This is a genomic window from Desulfovibrio subterraneus, assembly GCF_013340285.1.
GTDB lineage: Bacteria > Desulfobacterota > Desulfovibrionia > Desulfovibrionales > Desulfovibrionaceae > Halodesulfovibrio > Halodesulfovibrio subterraneus.
The window spans coordinates 25,559-41,516 of sequence record NZ_BLVO01000013.1; the positions used below are offsets into that span (position 1 = coordinate 25,559).

The following is a 15,958-nucleotide window of genomic DNA, read 5'->3' on the forward strand; positions in this document are numbered from 1 at the left end:
GTATCTAATTTGAAGCTGTTAGCCACGGTTCAGGGTTAATGGCTTTTTGGTGAAAACGCAATTCGAAATACAGCCCGGGGCCTTCCACGCGGGGAAAGTACCCGGCTGTACCGAGCTTCTGTCCTCTTTTCACATCCTGCCCTACAGTGAGATTGCTGTCAGCAAGATATGCATACAACGAATAGTATTCCTTATCATGCATAACGATCACGACGCGTCCGAAACCGCGCAATATGTCGTTGTGCACGACCTTGCCCGAGGCCACGGTCTGAACAGGAGCGCCGTTCATCAGGGCAATGCCTATGCCGCGCGTGGGCGGATCGGCCGCGGGGGCATAACGCAATGTCAGCATACCTCGGGCAGGCCACGGCAGGCGGCCCTTGTTCAGGGCGAACTTGCCTTCCGGCTTGTCGGATGTCTCCAGACGATAATTGAGATCCTGAATGAGCGAAAGCACGTTTTTGAGCGAGGCTTCCGCGTCTTCCTTCTGTTTGCGGACGTTATTCAGGCGGCTGTTGTAGGCCAGCTTGTCGCGCAGAATTCTGTCCTTTGATTTGTTGACCGAGGCAAGGCGTTCGCGGGCCTTGCGCTCAAGCTCCTCCTGCTTTTTCAGAACGGATGCAATTTCCTGCTGTTGTTCCGCAAGTTCCCTGTTTTTTTCATTTATGGCCGCATACACGCGGGTGGACCATTCGAAACGCCTGTCGCTCTCATGCCAGTCGGGCATGTTGGCTCCACGTCCGGCACGGCTTTCAATGTACAGCGGCCACATGGCATTGAGCAGTTCTTCCAGTTCTTTTTCGGTCTTGCGGCGTTTTTGCAGCAGGCGGCCATGGCTCTTTTCCGATTCAGCCTTGTTCTGCTCTATCTCGGCAAGGGCGGCTTCCTGCGAATTGAGGTCGCGTTCCAGCGATTTGATGCGGTCTTCGGCCGCGGCCAGTTCCTTGTGCAGATCGCGTTCCTTGGCCGTGAGCTTGTTCAGGGTCTGCTCGGTCTTCTTCGCTTTCTGCTTCTGGTCTTTCAGGTTGGCCTTGATGTCGGAAGGCCCTGCGGCCCGTATGGCAGGTGCAGTAAACAGCAGCATGCCCAGCGTGAGCATGAAGACAAAAACGGCCGGAATCTTATGAGGTTGCAAGGGCAGAACGGGATGGCGGCTTTGTGGCGGCTGGCTGTGCATCATGCCCGGCCTCCGTTCGGATGGGTGTCGAGAAACTCGGCCAGCGGGCAGTCTTCGCAGCGCGGAGTGCCTTTTTTGCACCAGTCCTTGGCAACGCGCACGATCAGGGCATGGTATTCATTGAAAAGATGGGGGTCGTGCGGGAGTACATCCATAAAATAGTCGCGCAGGGTGTGATAGTCGGTATCTTCCGGTATCAGACCGTGGCGTGAGTATATGCGCAGCGTGTATGCATCCACCACGAAGGTGGGCAGGCCCGCAGCATACAGGGCTATGGAGTCGGCAGTTTCCGGCCCGACGCCCTTGACCGAGAGCAGGGCCGTGCGCGCGGCATTCACTTCCATGCTGCCGAGGTTGGCTATGTCTCCGTCGCAGGTGTCCTGCAGCCAGAGCAGGAGCTGCTTCAGCCGCTTTGCCTTCATATTGTAGTAGCCGGAAGGACGGATGAGCTCTGCCAGTTCTGCGTCCGGCAGGGCGAGCATGGCATCGGGGGCCAGATTGCCGGTGGCTTTGAGGTTGGCGATGGCGCGCTCCACGTTGCCCCAGTTGGTGTTCTGGGTAAGAATGGCACCCACGGCCACTTCGAAAGGCGTTTCGCCGGGCCACCAATGGCTCGGGCCCAGCCGGTCGAGCATGGACTGGTACATGTTGAGGAGGAGGTCTGCACGGCTCATATGGGGTGGCATGCTATCTCTTCCGGACGCGTGTTGCAACAGGCGGGATATTTCCGCGCCGGGAAGGGAAGGGTTGCCTCCCGCCGGATACGGTATTACTTTACGGCCCACACAGCCTGTTTGTCCTGTTTCGGAACTTCTTTTCGGTGTTATTCCTGATTTTGGTGGCGGATGACGCCACCGGGTCATGCCACCGGTCCATGCAGTTCCCAAGCTGCCGGGCCATGCTGTCGGAAAACGCCATTCGGAATAGAGCAGCCGTAAGGATAGGCCGCGCTCAACGCCTTGTCCTGATGTCCGGATGATCGGGCAAATTACCAACGTAACCGCATGACAGGGCATCCGCCAATTCAGAGGACCATGTGAAGGAACTAGAAACGTTTGTCTCCGTGACTTCTACCGGAGCTGCTACCGAAGCCTCCCCCGTAACATCCTCAGGCTGCGGCTGTTCGAGCCACGACGGAGGCAAGGGAGGCTGCGCCTGTGCAGAGGCTGCCGGTACGGAAAGCACCGCCTGCCTGTGTGCGGAGAATCCATCTGCCGCTGTTTCCGGTTGCGGCTGTTCATCGTCGGATGCTTCCCATGGTGGATCAGCCGGTGTGCAGCTCAAAGCCTATGATCCCTTTGCCGCACAGGGTGTCGCGCCGTTTTCCGGTAAAGAGGCGTCTGCGCCCAAGCCACTTGGCAGTACGCTGAAAATGGCGCCTGAAAAGTTCGCTCAAGAAAACTCCGCTCCAATAACGTCCGCTCCAATAACGTTCGCTCCGGAAAAGTCTGCTTCGGCTAAGTCCACTTCTGGCGAATCCGCCTGCTGCTGCACCCCGACGCAGAAGCAGGAACTGCGGCCTCTGGAACTTGCCGTCCCCGCTGCCTCCAAAGGCGGTTCCTGCTGCAGCGAGCAGCCTGCGGCATCCGCGTGCTGTTCCAGCCCCGATCCGTTCATGGCACAATTTTCGCGCGACACCGCGTCTCCCGACGCGGAACCGTGCTGAGGCCCTCCCCCGCGACCTGAGGCCAGGTCGTATGAGCGCGCGGGCTATGCCGTTTATCCCTGTGTGACGCATTTTGTGGACACTCCCGCAGGTGACGTGCCGAGTATCACGCATGCGTGGGGGCTGCAGGACTGGCTGGGAACCGCGTTTGCGCGTCTGGGCGTGACCCGCAACAACTACGCCGTTTCTCCCGGCCTGTATGCCATGGGTAATCCGGATGCGAACTCTCCGGTCATTGTCACCGCAAACTACAAACTCACCTTCGACGCCGTGCGTAGCGACCTTGCCGGACAGAATCTCTGGATGGTCGTGCTGGATACGCGTGGCATCAACGTGTGGTGCGCGGCAGGCAAGAATCTTTTTTCCACCGCCGAGGTCATCAAGCGACTGCAGCGGGTGCGGCTTGACCGCGTGGTGAAGCACCGTCGCATCATTCTGCCGCAGCTGGGCGCACCCGGTGTTTCCGCCAAGGAAGTGCGCCGCGCCACCGGTTTCAGCGTGGTATATGGCCCCGTGCTTTCAGCGGATCTTCCGGCATTTCTGGAATCCGGCATGCAGGCCACGACAGAAATGCGTACTGTCCGTTTTCCGCTCAAGGAACGTGCGGTGCTCATTCCTGTGGAAATCATGCTGCTCTGGAAGACGCTGCTGCTTGCCTTTGCCGTCATGTTTGTCCTTTCGGGCATAGGGCCGGACATCTTCTCCTTCTCCGCTGCGGTGGGCAGGCTTGCGCCGTTTGCGTGGGCAACGCTCTTCGGTGTGCTGGCAGGGCAGGTTGCCGTGCCGGTTCTGCTGCCGGTGCTGCCTTTCAGGGCCTTTGCCGCCAACGGTGCCTTGGCCGGCGGGGTGGCGGTGCTGCCCATGCTGGCTTGCGCATGGCCGCTGGCAACATGGCTTGAGCTTGTGGTGCTCGCCGCATGGACGCCCTGTCTCGGATCGTTTCTGGCAATGAACTTCAGCGGGTCCACCCCCTATACCTCGCCCACGGGCGTGGAATGGGAGATGCGCCGCGCTGTTCCCCTGCAGATTCTTACCGTTGCCGTGTGCCTGTGCCTTTGGGTTGCGGCTGCCTTCATCGGATAGGGGGGGCGTATGAAAGATTTTCGCTATATCGATGGTGTGGCCAGCATTGCACTGGAAGCCAAAACCTGTGTGGGCTGCGGCGTGTGCGTGCAGGTATGTCCGCATCAGGTGTTTACCGTACAAAAGGGCAAGGCCGTGTTTGCAGACCGCAATGCCTGCATCGAGTGTGGCGCATGCGCCAAAAACTGCCCGGTGGACGCCATACTCGTTACCCCCGGTGTGGGCTGTGCTTCGCTCATGATCAAGCGCTGGCTGCATGAGAAGGGCATTCCCGTCCGCCTTGGCGGCGGCACCGGCTGCTGCTAGGGGAGGCTTACCGGTCTCCGGCTTCAGGTCGATATGGCAGGCGAGAATAGTGCGGCAAGAATAACCAACATAATTTTATTGGTATGATTGAAGCGCTGTGTTTGCACACAGCGCTTCTGGTTAATGACAAAGCTGTGTTCTCAGTAAAACCACATCTCCGTTAAGCCGGAGCTGAAATTCAAAAACGGATTTTCATCGCTTATACGAGGTGCAGGAACGTTAGGTTCCTGCCCGGCGGAGCCAAAAAAAACCAGAAATGACCTCGTCAGCAGTCTGGTTTTTTCTTTTACATCCCCGCAGGATGTTCCTTCAAGCCATTCCTGAATTACCCCTGCTGCATGCGTTTCGTTACATGGCGGGTGGGCCGGGCCGTGGTCGGGTCTTCGGGCCACGGGTGTCTGGGGTAGCGGCCACGCATTTCCGCCCGCACGGCAGGGTAGCCGTTTTTCCAGAAGGAGACGAGGTCGCGGGTGACCTGCAGCGGTCTTCCGGCTGGTGAGAGCAGGTGTACCAGCAGCGGGAACCGGCCACCTGCGATGGCAGGTGTTTCCTTTGCACCGAACATTTCCTGCAGTTTGACCGGCAGGGTCGGGCCGCCCTGTTCCGTATAGTCCAGCCGGATGCGGGAACCGGAAGGTACCTCAAGATGGGTGGGAGCATCCCTGTCCAGCCGTTGCTGCATGGGCCAGTCGAGCAGTGCGGTGATGGCGGCGCACAGGTCCAGAGACTTGAACTGGCTGCGGCGGGTTATGCCGTTGAGGAATGGGCCGAGCCACTGCGGGAGCGTGTCGAGCAGGGCGGTATCGGAAAGATCGGGCCAGACGGATTCCCACGCGCTGGTTGTTTCGTCCTTCGTCTCGCAGCCTGCCGCATCCACGGCGCGCAGGAATTGTATTCTGGCTCGCAGCGCTGTGGCTTCCGCTGTCCACGGGAGGCAGTGCAGCCCGATGGAACGTATCCCTTCCACCACGACATCGGTCACATCCGCGCTGCCTGCGTCCGCCAGCGGGGCATCCGCTAATATGAGCGCGCCAAGACGCTTCTGCGAACGGGCCGCCACGGCTTCGGTCCTGCTGTCCCACACCACGAACGAGCCTTGCGTTACGCGGTCTGCAAACAATTCTTCCAGCAGGTCGCTGCCAACGGGAGCCGCCCGCCATATGCGCGCCCGTGCGGCGTTGCCATCCAGCTCTCCCACGGCGAGAAAGGATTCACGTGCAAGGGGATCTTCCGGAGGCAGGTAGGCTGTCTTGCCACCGGAAAGGCGGAAGGTGCCGTTGCCGCGCTGCTGGGCGATGCGGTCGGGGTAGGCAAGGGCCAGGCACTCTCCGGCCGCTTCGGGATCGGCCCGTCTGAATGCGGCGTCGGGGATGGCGTGGCGGACTGTGCGCATGATGTGTTGCACCGTGTCGGCCATGCGGTTGCGGCCTCCGCTCATGGCGCGTTCCGGCGTGCCGGATTGCGACTGATCGGATTGCGGCTGCGTTAGGCCAGCGCATTCCGCCATGCGATGACGCATGTCCGCTCCCGTCTGTCTGCTGTCGCGGTCGGAAAGAAGCGCGGCAACAACACAGGCCGTGCCGCCTTCGCCTGAGCGTGCCGCCGTGAGAACCATGTGTCCGAGGCGCGGATGCAGGGGCAGAGAAAGCAGCTCAGAGCCATGGGGTGTTATGCGCAGGGCCTCGTCCAGTGCGCCAAGGTCGCGGAGCAGGGTGCAGGCCTGCTGGTAATTTCCTTGCGGAGGCGGCGTGAGCCACGGCAGGGCAAGTGCTCCGTCATATCCGGCAATGCCCCATGCGGCCAGCTCAAGCACAAGTGCTGCAAGGTCGGCTTCGGCGATTTCCGGTGCGGCAAAGGAGCGCATGGAATGTTCTTCTGCCACATCCCACAGACGGTAGCAGGTGCCGGGTTCCAGACGTCCGGCACGGCCCTGCCGCTGGGTTGCGGCGGCGAGCGATACCCGTTCCGTCACCAGCCGCGTCATGCCGCTGCCCGGATCGAAACGGGGCAGACGGGAAAGTCCGCAATCCACGACCACGCGCACGCCCTCGATGGTCAGGGACGTTTCCGCAATACTGGTTGCAAGCACCACCTTGCGTGTGCCTGCCGGTGCCGGTGTAATGGCGGCGTCCTGCTCCGATGCGCTGAGGTCTCCGTAGAACGGATGGACGCTCACATTCTCCGGCAGGGTGGTGCTTTCGAGCATGGCGGCGATGCGGCGTATTTCTCCGGCACCGGGGAGAAATACGAGAACGGAGCCCGTGTCATTGGCAAGGGCGTGCCGGATGACGGAAGCGGCGTGGGCATCATCAAGATGTACGCCGGAAGACTGCATGTGCCGACGGGGTGGCGGAACGTGGCGCACTTCTACTGGGTAAGATCGTCCCTCGCTGGAAATGACGGGGCAGGGTGTGCCGTCCCTGCCCAGCAGGGAGGCAACGGGGGCGCAGTCCAACGTGGCGGACATGACAAGCAGGCGCAGGTTGTCGCGCAGGGCGGCCTGCGATTCCGTACACAGGGCAAGGCCGAGGTCGGCGTGGATGCTGCGCTCATGAAATTCGTCGAAGATGATGATGCCGTACCCGGAAAGTTCGGGGTCTGCCTGCAGCAGGCGCGTGAGTACGCCTTCCGTCACCACTTCTATGCGGGTGGCTGCGGAAACACGGGTTTCGTGGCGAATGCGGTAGCCAACGGTTCTGCCCACCTCTTCCCCCAGAGCGCGGGCCATGAATCCGGCTGCCGCGCGGGCGGCAATGCGGCGGGGTTCAAGCACGAGGACACGCCGTTCTCCCAGCCAGCCCGCACTGAGCAGGGCAAGGGGAACGCGGGTTGTCTTACCTGCGCCGGGCGGGGCATGGAGCAGGGCATTCGGCGTATGCTCAAGGCTCGTGAGCAGATCGGGCAGTATGGTGTCTATGGGGAGTATATGCATTCGGGCTATGGTTCCATCCTTCGGATTGGTCCTTCCGGTTCATCCTGCTGATTCAATCTGCCGACGTATCGGGCAGCATTATTCTGCTGATGACCGGGGGATACCCGAAATGCCCAATCCTGAAAAGTCCGCCCAGCCTACTTCGTATAGCTGTGGATGATCTCCTCCACCTTGCCTTCTTCCTTCAGTGCGTTGAATGCTTCTCTGAACTTCTGCACCAGTTGCGGGTCCGTATCCCAGTTGAAGGCGAAATAGGTGTCGAACGAATCAAGCAGGAACACCCGTTCATAATCGTTGGGGGTGTAGCCTGCCTGCCTGATGAAGTAGCGGGCCACGGTTTCATCATAGGCCCATGCATCCACTCTTTTTCTGTTGAGCATTTCGATAATGCTTGTGGCGTATGGGTTTTTGACGATCTTGTTGTCCAGATAGCCGTGCTTGAGCAGCATGTTGTGGGCTATGTCGTCCTGAATGGTGGCAATGGTGTAATTGTTGAGATCGTCGCCGTTGCTGACGGTGATGTGCCTGTCCTTGCGGGCCAGAACGACGATGGTGTTGGGAGCAATGGGGCCGACCCACTGGAACAGCTGTTCCCGTTCAGGACTTCTGTTCATGGAGAACAGGCAGGTGTTGGGGGTTTCAAGCACTGTTTTGTATCCCCGCGCCCAAGGCAGTATTCTGATGCGCTTGTCATCTTCCGGCACCCGCAGGCGGGTCAGAACACTGTGGAGAATGTCCACCGAGATGCCTTTGAGGTTTCCGTTCTCGTAGTAATTATACGGAGGATAGTCTTCCGTCATGAACGTGATGGAGCCGATTGTGGCGGGCGCGGCAGCCGTATGGGGTTCGCCTGCAGCCTGCGGCGGGGCGCTCCATGCCGGTGACGGATTGAATGTCAGCCACAGGCAGGTGAGGGCAACTGTGTAAAATGACAGAGCAAGCACGCTTCTGCATAACCTGAACAGGGGGATGATGACTGGCATGGCACACCTCTGCTGATAAGGGGTTTTTACCACTATATCCTGAAAAGGGGGGGCAGAGGCAATGAGAGAATGCAGAGGAGGCAAGGTTATCATTATCCTCCGTACCCACATGCCGGGCGGTGCGCTGCGTGAGGGAAGCGGGCAACGATAGAGCCTTCAGGTGAGGGCAGATCTCCGGGCGGTGCGGAGTGGCAGGTGACCTGCTGCAGAAAGGGGGCGGGCGGCTTCGCTACGGAATGTAGCGATGGATTATTTCGTCAACATCTCCATGCGCTTTTATGGTGTCAAAGGCACGTTGAAATGTACTGATGATGTGGTCAGGTGTTTCAATATTGAAGGCAAAGTAGAGTTCTGCCTGCGTAAGCACAAATACGGATTCGAATTCGTGCGGATCATGCCCGCACTTGCGAATGAAGAACGAAGCGACAGATTCCTCATATGCCCATGCATCCACTCTTTTTTTAAGCATCATTTCTATGATGCCCTCTGCATATGGATTGGTTGTCAGTTTTGCGAGCGGCTGCCCGTTCTTGACCAGCAGGGTATGCCCGATGTCGTCAGGCAGGGCGGCAATGGTGTATTTCTTCAGATCGGCAAGTTGCCGGATGATCAGGTGCGCACTTTTGGGGGCCATAATGGCAATGGTTGTGGGCATGATGGGACCCACCCACCGGAACAGGTGTTCGCGGTCGGGGGTGCGCGTCATTACGAAAAGACAGGTGCCCGGAGTCTGCAGCACGGTCTTGTAGGCCCGCGCCCACGGAAGGTGCCGGACATTGTTTGAGGAAATGGTGGCATTCATTTCCTTCAGCATCCCATTCAGAATATCAATGGAGATGCCCTTGAGTCGTCCTCCGTCACGATAGTTGAACGGGGGGTACTGCTCGGTCATGAAATAGATATCGTTGATGGTGCTCCGGGCAGAAGGGATTTTCGGCGTGTTTGTCAGGGATGGGGAGAACGGCGTGGCTTGTGACGGGCCGGAGGCGAGAGCCTCCTGCACGGGCAGGAGGGGATTAAGTGCACATAACACCAGACAGCTCGCTGTCAGAAATGTGATGAGCACCTTTGACCATTGTATGCAGGGAATGGTGTGCCGCATTGATTCCCGCTTGAAATGCATGCTTGTTCTCAGAAGATAATGCGACACTACACCATTACTCTGTCCATTTCGAGAAAAAAATCAGGGCTTACAGGAAATGTGGGCATGTCTGCCTGTCGGGGTGTGACTGCATGCAAAGTGAGTGGTTCACATTTTTTCTGCTGCGAACCCTTGACGTGGTGCTTGCAGAGGTATAATTGTTTGATCACACAGTCAGTGGGCATAATCATTTTTTCGGAGGAAAGCGCAATGGAACTACCTATTCTCAACAATTTTCTGGTCCCGGTTGATGGCGGCGAATCTTCCCGCAGGGCAAAGCGGTATGCAGTGGCACTCGCGCAGAAGTGCGGCGCCAAGGTGATTCTTTTCTACGCACACGGCCAGATTTCCGGCCGCATCGGCGGTGAAGACCGTCAGAAAGTAGTGCAGAAGAATCTCGAAGGCATCGACAAGGTTTTCGCCATCTACGAAGACGGCTTCAAGGAAGCCGGAGTTGAATTTGAAACCGTGGTTGCTTCCGGTGAACCGTCGGAAGCCATCATCAAGGCCGCCTGTGAACACAACTGCGGCATGATCATCATGGGTGCCAAGGGGCAGACCGGCATGCGCAAGGTGCTTGGCTCCGTGGCAAGCAAGGTGAGCTCCACCAGCCCCATTCCCGTGCTCGTAGTGGGTACTGAATGTGACTGCACCAATTCCTGCGGCAAGGAATGCATGTGGAAGTGGCGTTTTGAGCCGGTTCCCAACCTGCAGGAAAAGTGCTGCAGACAGTAGCCATTGGCAGTATGGCTGAATACACGCCCGGAATCGAAAGATTCCGGGCTTTTTTTATTGCATTAATTCGAATGGATATGAAAATAAGTGCAAAATTAAAAACCAAATTGATGTTTTCCATTAAAACTTTGATGTAAAGTTGACGAAAATGGTCTGTGTGCGCTAGAAAAACTGCAGCTTGACCACACGGGATTTGATCAGGTCTGCGCAGAATGCATGAGCAGGCAGAACCTACGTGTGTCTGCTCATTGTCTATGTTTCCGTCGCTGTGGTATTATGCCGGACCGTTCCGGTGCGGCCGCGGAAAAGAACGACGCCACGCTTTCTTTGAAGGAGACGAGAGTATGCAGCTGGATGTGAACAACATTAAAACGTTGGACCCCAAGGATCATCCTGACTGGGAAGTCGCGCAGGACGCCGAATCCCGCATGAAGACCATATATAAGCTTGGTGACGAGATGGGCCTTGAGGAGCGCGAGCTGCTGCCCTATGGTCACTACATGGGCAAAATTGATTACCGCAGCGTGCTCAAGCGCCTTGCGGACAAGCCTAACGGCAAGTTCGTGAACGTAACCGCCATCAACCCCACACCGCTGGGCGAAGGCAAGTCCACCACCACCATCGGCCTGGTGCAGGGCCTCGGCCGCAGGGGCAAAAAGGCTTCTGCCGCCATCCGCCAGCCCTCCGGCGGCCCCACCATGGGGGTGAAAGGCTCCGCCGCAGGCGGCGGCCGCTCGCAGTGCATTCCGCTCACGCCGTTTTCTCTCGGCTTCACCGGCGACATTAACGCCATCATGAACGCCCACAACCTTGCCATGACCGCGCTTACCGCGCGCATGCAGCATGAGCGCAACTATTCCGACGAAAAGCTGCTCAAGCTTTCCGGCATGCCGCGCCTTGACGTGGACCCCACCCGCATCTCCATGGGCTGGGTCATAGACTACTGTGCGCAGGCGCTGCGTAACATCGTCATCGGCATGGACGGCGTGAACGGTGCGCAGGACGGCTACATGATGCGCTCCAAGTTCGATATCGCCGTATCGTCCGAAGTCATGGCCATTCTTGCCGTTTCCAAGGACCTGAAGGACCTGCGCGAGCGCATGGGCAAGATCATCATGTGCTACGACAAGTTCGGCAAGCCGCTCACCACCAAGGATTTCGAGGTGGATGGCGCCATGACCGCATGGCTTGTGGATGCCGTGAACCCCAACCTTATCCAGACGCTCGAAGGCCAGCCCGTTATCGTGCATGCCGGTCCCTTCGCCAACATCGCCATCGGCCAGAGCTCCATCATCGCCGATCAGGTGGGTCTCAAACTTTCCGACTATCATGTCACGGAATCCGGCTTCGGTGCCGACATCGGCTACGAGAAGTTCTGGAACCTCAAGTGCCACTACAGCGGCCTTACGCCCGATGCCTCGGTTGTCGTGGCCACGGTGCGCGCGCTCAAGTGTCATGGCGGTGCGCCCATGCCCGTCCCCGGTAAGAAGCTGCCGGAAGCCTATACCACCGAGAACGTGGAATGGGTGGAAAAGGGCTGCGCCAACCTGCTGCACCATGTGAACATCGTGAAGAAATCCGGTGTATCCCCCGTGGTGTGCATCAACGCCTTTGTCACGGACACCCCGAACGAGATCAGAAAGATCCGCGAACTGTGCGAGGCCGCCGGTGCCCGCGTGGCTGTTTCCAAGCACTGGGAATACGGCGGCGAAGGAGCGCTTGAGCTGGCAGATGCCGTTATGGACGCCTGCAACGACAAGACTACCTTCACCCCGCTGTATGACTGGTCCATGCCTATGCGTCAGCGTATCGAAAAGGTGGCAACGGAAGTCTACGGCGCAGACGGCGTGGATTATTCATTTGAAGCCAAGGCTCGTCTCGAATCCATCGAGAACGATACCGAGCTTTCCAAGCTTGGCCTGTGCATGGTCAAGACGCACCTCTCGCTTTCCGACGATCCCACCCTCAAGGGTGTACCCAAGGGCTGGAGGCTCAAAGTGCGCGATGTGCTCACCTTCGGCGGGGCCGGATTCGTGGTGCCTGTGGCCGGTTCCATATCCCTCATGCCGGGAACGGGGTCAAACCCCTCGTTCAGGCGCATAGACGTGGATACGGATACGGGCCGCGTGGAAGGATTGTTCTAAGAGAACGCCGGGGACAGCAATGTCTCCGGCGTTTCTGCTGTGCAGAGCAGGCCGGTGTGCCTCCTCACCCGCCGGCCTGCCTCATGCATTCTGTCGTACCTTCACAGCCCGTTCACAGACTCTTCTCGGTCCCTTGCGGGTGCGCATCCCGTGCGGATGGTGTACCCTTGTCTCGGGCCGAAAGGGCTGTACCTTGGCTGAGCAAATTGCGGGTTGACAGGGTGTCGCGTCTGGGCAATACCGTGCGCGGCACGACATCATACATATTTACGTCACGGGAGCCTGCCATGAGCGCGGAAATTATCAGCGGCACCGACATGCGTACCGCCATTCTGGAAGAACTTGCCTCTGAAGTTGAGGCAATGAAGGCCAAGCACGGCAAGGTTCCGGGGCTGGTCACCATTCTGGTGGGTGAAAACCCCGCCTCGGTCAGCTATGTCACCCTGAAGGTGAAAACAGCCCTCAAGCTGGGCTTTCACGAAATTCAGGACAGCCAGCCCGAGTCCATTTCAGAAGAGGAGCTTCTCGCCCTCATCGAACGGTACAATCAGGACCCGGATATTCATGGCATTCTGGTGCAGCTGCCCCTGCCCAAGCACATCAACGAAGAAAAGGTCATCTACGCCATCAATCCTGACAAGGACGTGGACGGCTTTCACCCCGTCAACCTCGGCCGCATGGTCATAGGCGGCGACAACGGCGGGTTCCTTCCCTGCACGCCTGCGGGCATTCAGGAAATGATCGTGCGTTCCGGTACCGAGACCAGCGGTGCGGAAGTGGTTGTTGTGGGCCGCTCCAACATCGTGGGCAAGCCCATTTCCGTCATGATGGGCCAGAAGGGCCGTGGCGCGAACAGCACCGTCACCATGGTGCACACCCGCACCCATGACATTGCCGAACACTGCAAGCGTGCCGATATTCTTATCGTTGCCGCCGGTGTTCCCGGTCTGGTGAAGCCCGACTGGATCAAGCCCGGTGCCACCGTTATCGACGTGGGCGTGAACCGCGTGGGTACCAGCACCACGGGCAAGGCCATTCTTTCCGGCGATGTGGATTTTGCCGAGGCCTGCAAGGTTGCCGGCAAGATCACGCCTGTTCCCGGCGGCGTGGGTCCCATGACCATTGCCATGCTGATGAAGAACACCGTAAAGTCGGCCTGGATGCATCTTGAACGCACAATGGCCGACACCCTGCCCAGATAGTATGTTTCAGCGCCGCCCCGCAGACGCGGGGCGGCGTATTCCTTTCTTTACCGGAGAGCCGATGAGCTGTTGCAATCATTCGCATGGCGTTGCTTCGGGCTGCTGCGGAACCGCGGAAAACGATTCCGAAATCACCCCCGAACAGTGGGCAGAGGTGCACGCCATCATCGCCCGTCACAAGGAAACTCCGGGTGCGCTCATCACCGTGCTGCGCGAGGCGCAGGGCGTGGTGGGATACTTCCCGATCGAGCTTCTGGACTGCATTGCCGAGGGCATGAACATTCCTGCCAGCGACGTGTTTGGCGTGGTTTCGTTTTATTCCCTGTTTTCGCTCAACCCCAAGGGCCGTCACACCATCAAGGTGTGCACGGGCACTGCCTGCTACGTGAAGGGCATTCGCGAGGTCATCAACCGCATTGCCTCGGAATACGGCATTCGCGAGGGGGAAACCACCGAGGACCGCCGCTTTGACCTTGAAGGCGTGCGCTGTCTTGGTGCCTGCGGCCTTGCGCCTGTCATGGTTGTCGGGGAAGATACGCACGGAGCCGTATCTGCCGACAGAGTGCTTGAACTGCTCAAGAAGTACACCTAGGGGGCTGCATGACGGTACAACATGATAACGCTTGCTGCTGTACAGCCGCCCGCCGTCTGACGGTGGACGACCTTGCAGTCATGCGCGAAGAGTATGCGGCCCGCCTGCATGCGCCGAACATGCGGCACATCTTTATCTGCGGCGGCACGGGCTGCCATGCCACCGGCAGCATAGCGGTGAAGAACCGCCTTGTGGAAGAAGTGGCCGCGCGCGGCCTGACGGATACCGTGCGTATTGTGGAAACGGGCTGTAACGGCTTTTGCGCGCTCGGCCCGCTGCTGCTGGTGCATCCGGAGAACATCTTTTACCAGAAGCTTGCTGCTGATGACATTCCCGAACTCGTGGAAGAGCAGCTTGTGCACGGCAGGCAGGTGGAACGCCTGCTGTATCGTGACCCGCAGACAAAAAAGCCCATTCCGCATTTCGGCGATATTCCTTTTTTCGCCCGCCAGCAGCCGTGGACCCTGCGCAACAAGGGCGTGATCAACCCTGAATCCGTCGAGGACTACATAGGCCGCGACGGGTATCGCGGCACGGCCAGAGCCCTGCTGGAAATGACGCCCGAATCCATTGTGCAGGAAATGCTCACCTCCGGCCTTCGCGGTCGCGGCGGGGCAGGGTTCCCCACGGGGATGAAGTGGCAGTTTGCCCAGCGCAGCGCGGGCGATGTGAAATACGTGCTCTGCAACGCGGATGAGGGCGACCCCGGTGCCTTCATGGACCGCTCCATTCTGGAAGCGGACCCCCATGCCGTGCTGGAAGGCATGATCATCGCGGCCCGCGCCATTAACGCGTATCAGGGCTACATCTACTGTCGTTCCGAATATCCCCTGGCCGTGCGCCGTGTGCAGATAGCCATAGAACAGGCCCGTGCACTTGGTCTGCTCGGTCACAATATTCTCGGTTCCGGCTTTGATTTCGACGTGGAAATCTATCAGGGCGCTGGCGCTTTCGTCTGCGGCGAAGAAACCGCGCTCATGCGATCCATCGAGGGCAAGCGCGGCATGCCGCGTCCGCGTCCTCCGTTCCCTGCGCACAAGGGGCTGTGGGAAAAACCCACCATCCTCAATAACGTGGAAACGCTGGCCAACGTTGCGCAGATTATGCTCAACGGCGGTGCGTGGTACGCCTCTGTGGGAACGGAAAAGAGCAAGGGTACCAAGGTGTTCGCGCTCTCCGGCGATGTGAACAACATCGGCCTTGTGGAAGTGCCCATGGGTACCCCCCTGCGCAGCATTGTCTATGACATCGGCGGCGGCATTCCCAAAAAGCGCAAGCTCAAGGCCGTGCAGCTCGGCGGTCCTTCCGGCGGGTGTATTCCCGAGGCATATCTTGATGTCATCATCGACTATGAAGAGATAGCCAAGGTCGGCGCCATCATGGGCTCCGGCGGTGCCATTGTCATGGACGACCGCACTTGCATGGTGGATATGGCCCGCTTCTTCCTTGATTTCATTCAGGACGAAAGCTGCGGCAAGTGTACTCCCTGCCGGGAAGGCACGCGCCGCCAGCTTGAACTGCTGGAAAAGATATGCGCAGGCAAGGGCGAAGATGGCGATATCGAGCTGCTGGAAGAGCTTTCTTCCATGATTACGGAATCGGCTCTGTGCGGGCTGGGGCAGACGGCGTCCAACCCTGTGCTTTCCGCCCTGCGGTATTTCCGCGATGAGTTCGATGCCCACATCAAGCAGAAGAAGTGTCCTGCCAAGCGCTGCGCCGCGCTGCTCGATTTCACGGTCAACGCGGACAAGTGCAAGAAGTGCGGCAAGTGCTTCCAGACCTGCCCTGTGCAGGCCATTGCGTGGCAGAAAAAGGAAGTGGCTGTGATCAATCGCGATATCTGTGTGCGCTGCATGAGCTGCTTCGAGGCATGCCCCTTTGATGCCATAGACTAGCCGCGAGTAACGCTGAGGGAGCCCCTGACTTGGTCAGAGTATGTATGGAGTAGATCCGGATTTGTTCCGGATTTGATCCTGATTTGATCCGGAGTCGATTCT

Annotated in this window: 14 protein-coding genes; 7 read left to right on the forward strand and 7 right to left on the reverse strand. The window is 58.8% G+C overall.

From position 1 onward, the window contains the following. Positions 1-4: 4 nt before the first annotated feature. The 4 genes from HUV30_RS07020 to HUV30_RS18530 form a co-directional block, all read right to left on the reverse strand. The gene (locus HUV30_RS07020) at positions 5-1,180 is read right to left on the reverse strand and encodes a murein hydrolase activator EnvC family protein (protein ID WP_174404736.1); all 1,176 of its coding nucleotides are present in this window, start codon (positions 1,178-1,180) and stop codon (positions 5-7) included. Further along, positions 1,177-1,851 (reverse strand): endonuclease III domain-containing protein, encoded by a 675-nt coding sequence (locus HUV30_RS07025; RefSeq protein ID WP_174406119.1) that lies wholly within the window; start codon positions 1,849-1,851, stop codon positions 1,177-1,179. Before HUV30_RS07025 ends, HUV30_RS07020 begins: the two co-directional genes overlap by 4 nt. Positions 1,852-2,441: 590 nt before the next feature. Continuing rightward, positions 2,442-2,573, reverse strand: coding sequence for a hypothetical protein (locus HUV30_RS18525; RefSeq protein WP_373869328.1), 132 nt, complete (start codon positions 2,571-2,573; stop codon positions 2,442-2,444). Continuing rightward, positions 2,570-2,794, reverse strand: a complete 225-nt coding sequence (locus HUV30_RS18530; protein WP_373869334.1) for a pentapeptide repeat-containing protein — start codon at positions 2,792-2,794, stop codon at positions 2,570-2,572. The genes HUV30_RS18525 and HUV30_RS18530 overlap by 4 nt, the downstream gene beginning before the upstream one ends. A 145-nt stretch (positions 2,795-2,939) precedes the next feature. Here HUV30_RS18530 and hgcA point away from each other — a divergent pair, with 145 nt between their 5' ends. Then, a complete protein-coding gene (hgcA, locus tag HUV30_RS07035) occupies positions 2,940-3,926 on the forward strand; it encodes a mercury methylation corrinoid protein HgcA (protein ID WP_243452102.1) in 987 nt (328 codons plus the stop codon). Positions 3,927-3,935: 9 nt separating this feature from the next. Next, complete coding sequence (gene hgcB / locus HUV30_RS07040; protein WP_174404739.1) at positions 3,936-4,232, forward strand: mercury methylation ferredoxin HgcB; 297 nt, start codon at positions 3,936-3,938, stop codon at positions 4,230-4,232. A gap of 325 nt (positions 4,233-4,557) precedes the next feature. On the opposite strand, the gene hrpB is transcribed toward hgcB, so the two are convergent. From hrpB to HUV30_RS07055, 3 genes are all read right to left on the reverse strand, one after another. Further along, the gene (gene hrpB / locus HUV30_RS07045) at positions 4,558-7,164 is read right to left on the reverse strand and encodes an ATP-dependent helicase HrpB (protein ID WP_174404740.1); all 2,607 of its coding nucleotides are present in this window, start codon (positions 7,162-7,164) and stop codon (positions 4,558-4,560) included. 137 nt (positions 7,165-7,301) lie between these two features. After that, entirely contained in the window at positions 7,302-8,147 is an 846-nt protein-coding gene (locus HUV30_RS07050; RefSeq protein ID WP_174404741.1) for a substrate-binding periplasmic protein, read from the reverse strand. A gap of 229 nt (positions 8,148-8,376) precedes the next feature. Further along, positions 8,377-9,039, reverse strand: coding sequence for a substrate-binding periplasmic protein (locus HUV30_RS07055; RefSeq protein WP_174404742.1), 663 nt, complete (start codon positions 9,037-9,039; stop codon positions 8,377-8,379). Positions 9,040-9,498: 459 nt separating this feature from the next. Between HUV30_RS07055 and HUV30_RS07060 the strand changes: the two genes are divergently transcribed. The 5 genes from HUV30_RS07060 (at position 9,499) to nuoF (ending at position 15,856) form a co-directional block, all read left to right on the forward strand. Next, positions 9,499-10,023, forward strand: a complete 525-nt coding sequence (locus HUV30_RS07060; protein ID WP_174404743.1) for a universal stress protein — start codon at positions 9,499-9,501, stop codon at positions 10,021-10,023. Between the two features lie 344 nt (positions 10,024-10,367). Further along, a complete protein-coding gene (locus HUV30_RS07065; RefSeq protein ID WP_174404744.1) occupies positions 10,368-12,167 on the forward strand; it encodes a formate--tetrahydrofolate ligase in 1,800 nt (599 codons plus the stop codon). A 287-nt stretch (positions 12,168-12,454) separates the two neighbouring features. Then, positions 12,455-13,369 (forward strand): bifunctional methylenetetrahydrofolate dehydrogenase/methenyltetrahydrofolate cyclohydrolase FolD, encoded by a 915-nt coding sequence (folD, locus tag HUV30_RS07070; RefSeq protein ID WP_174404745.1) that lies wholly within the window; start codon positions 12,455-12,457, stop codon positions 13,367-13,369. Between the two features lie 61 nt (positions 13,370-13,430). Next, on the forward strand, positions 13,431-13,961 hold the full coding sequence (locus tag HUV30_RS07075) for an NADH-quinone oxidoreductase subunit NuoE family protein (RefSeq protein WP_174404746.1): 531 nt from the start codon (positions 13,431-13,433) through the stop codon (positions 13,959-13,961). 8 nt (positions 13,962-13,969) lie between these two features. Beyond that, positions 13,970-15,856 (forward strand): NADH-quinone oxidoreductase subunit NuoF, encoded by a 1,887-nt coding sequence (gene nuoF / locus HUV30_RS07080; RefSeq protein ID WP_308481065.1) that lies wholly within the window; start codon positions 13,970-13,972, stop codon positions 15,854-15,856. Positions 15,857-15,958 lie beyond the last annotated feature (102 nt).

Excerpts from the sequence above, each read along its gene's own strand:
- HUV30_RS07055 (WP_174404742.1), bottom strand. The coding sequence starts at position 9,039 with ATGACCGAGCAGTACCCCCCGTTCAACTATCGTGACGGAGGACGACTC.
- HUV30_RS07025 (WP_174406119.1), bottom strand. The coding sequence starts at position 1,851 with ATGAGCCGTGCAGACCTCCTCCTCAACATGTACCAGTCCATGCTCGAC.
- hrpB (WP_174404740.1), bottom strand. The coding sequence starts at position 7,164 with ATGCATATACTCCCCATAGACACCATACTGCCCGATCTGCTCACGAGC.
- HUV30_RS07065 (WP_174404744.1), top strand. The coding sequence starts at position 10,368 with ATGCAGCTGGATGTGAACAACATTAAAACGTTGGACCCCAAGGATCAT.
- HUV30_RS07020 (WP_174404736.1), bottom strand. The coding sequence starts at position 1,180 with ATGATGCACAGCCAGCCGCCACAAAGCCGCCATCCCGTTCTGCCCTTG.
- HUV30_RS07050 (WP_174404741.1), bottom strand. The coding sequence starts at position 8,147 with ATGCCAGTCATCATCCCCCTGTTCAGGTTATGCAGAAGCGTGCTTGCT.
- nuoF (WP_308481065.1), top strand. The coding sequence starts at position 13,970 with ATGACGGTACAACATGATAACGCTTGCTGCTGTACAGCCGCCCGCCGT.
- hgcB (WP_174404739.1), top strand. The coding sequence starts at position 3,936 with ATGAAAGATTTTCGCTATATCGATGGTGTGGCCAGCATTGCACTGGAA.
- folD (WP_174404745.1), top strand. The coding sequence starts at position 12,455 with ATGAGCGCGGAAATTATCAGCGGCACCGACATGCGTACCGCCATTCTG.
- HUV30_RS07075 (WP_174404746.1), top strand. The coding sequence starts at position 13,431 with ATGAGCTGTTGCAATCATTCGCATGGCGTTGCTTCGGGCTGCTGCGGA.
- HUV30_RS18530 (WP_373869334.1), bottom strand. The coding sequence starts at position 2,794 with ATGAACGGATCGGGGCTGGAACAGCACGCGGATGCCGCAGGCTGCTCG.
- HUV30_RS07060 (WP_174404743.1), top strand. The coding sequence starts at position 9,499 with ATGGAACTACCTATTCTCAACAATTTTCTGGTCCCGGTTGATGGCGGC.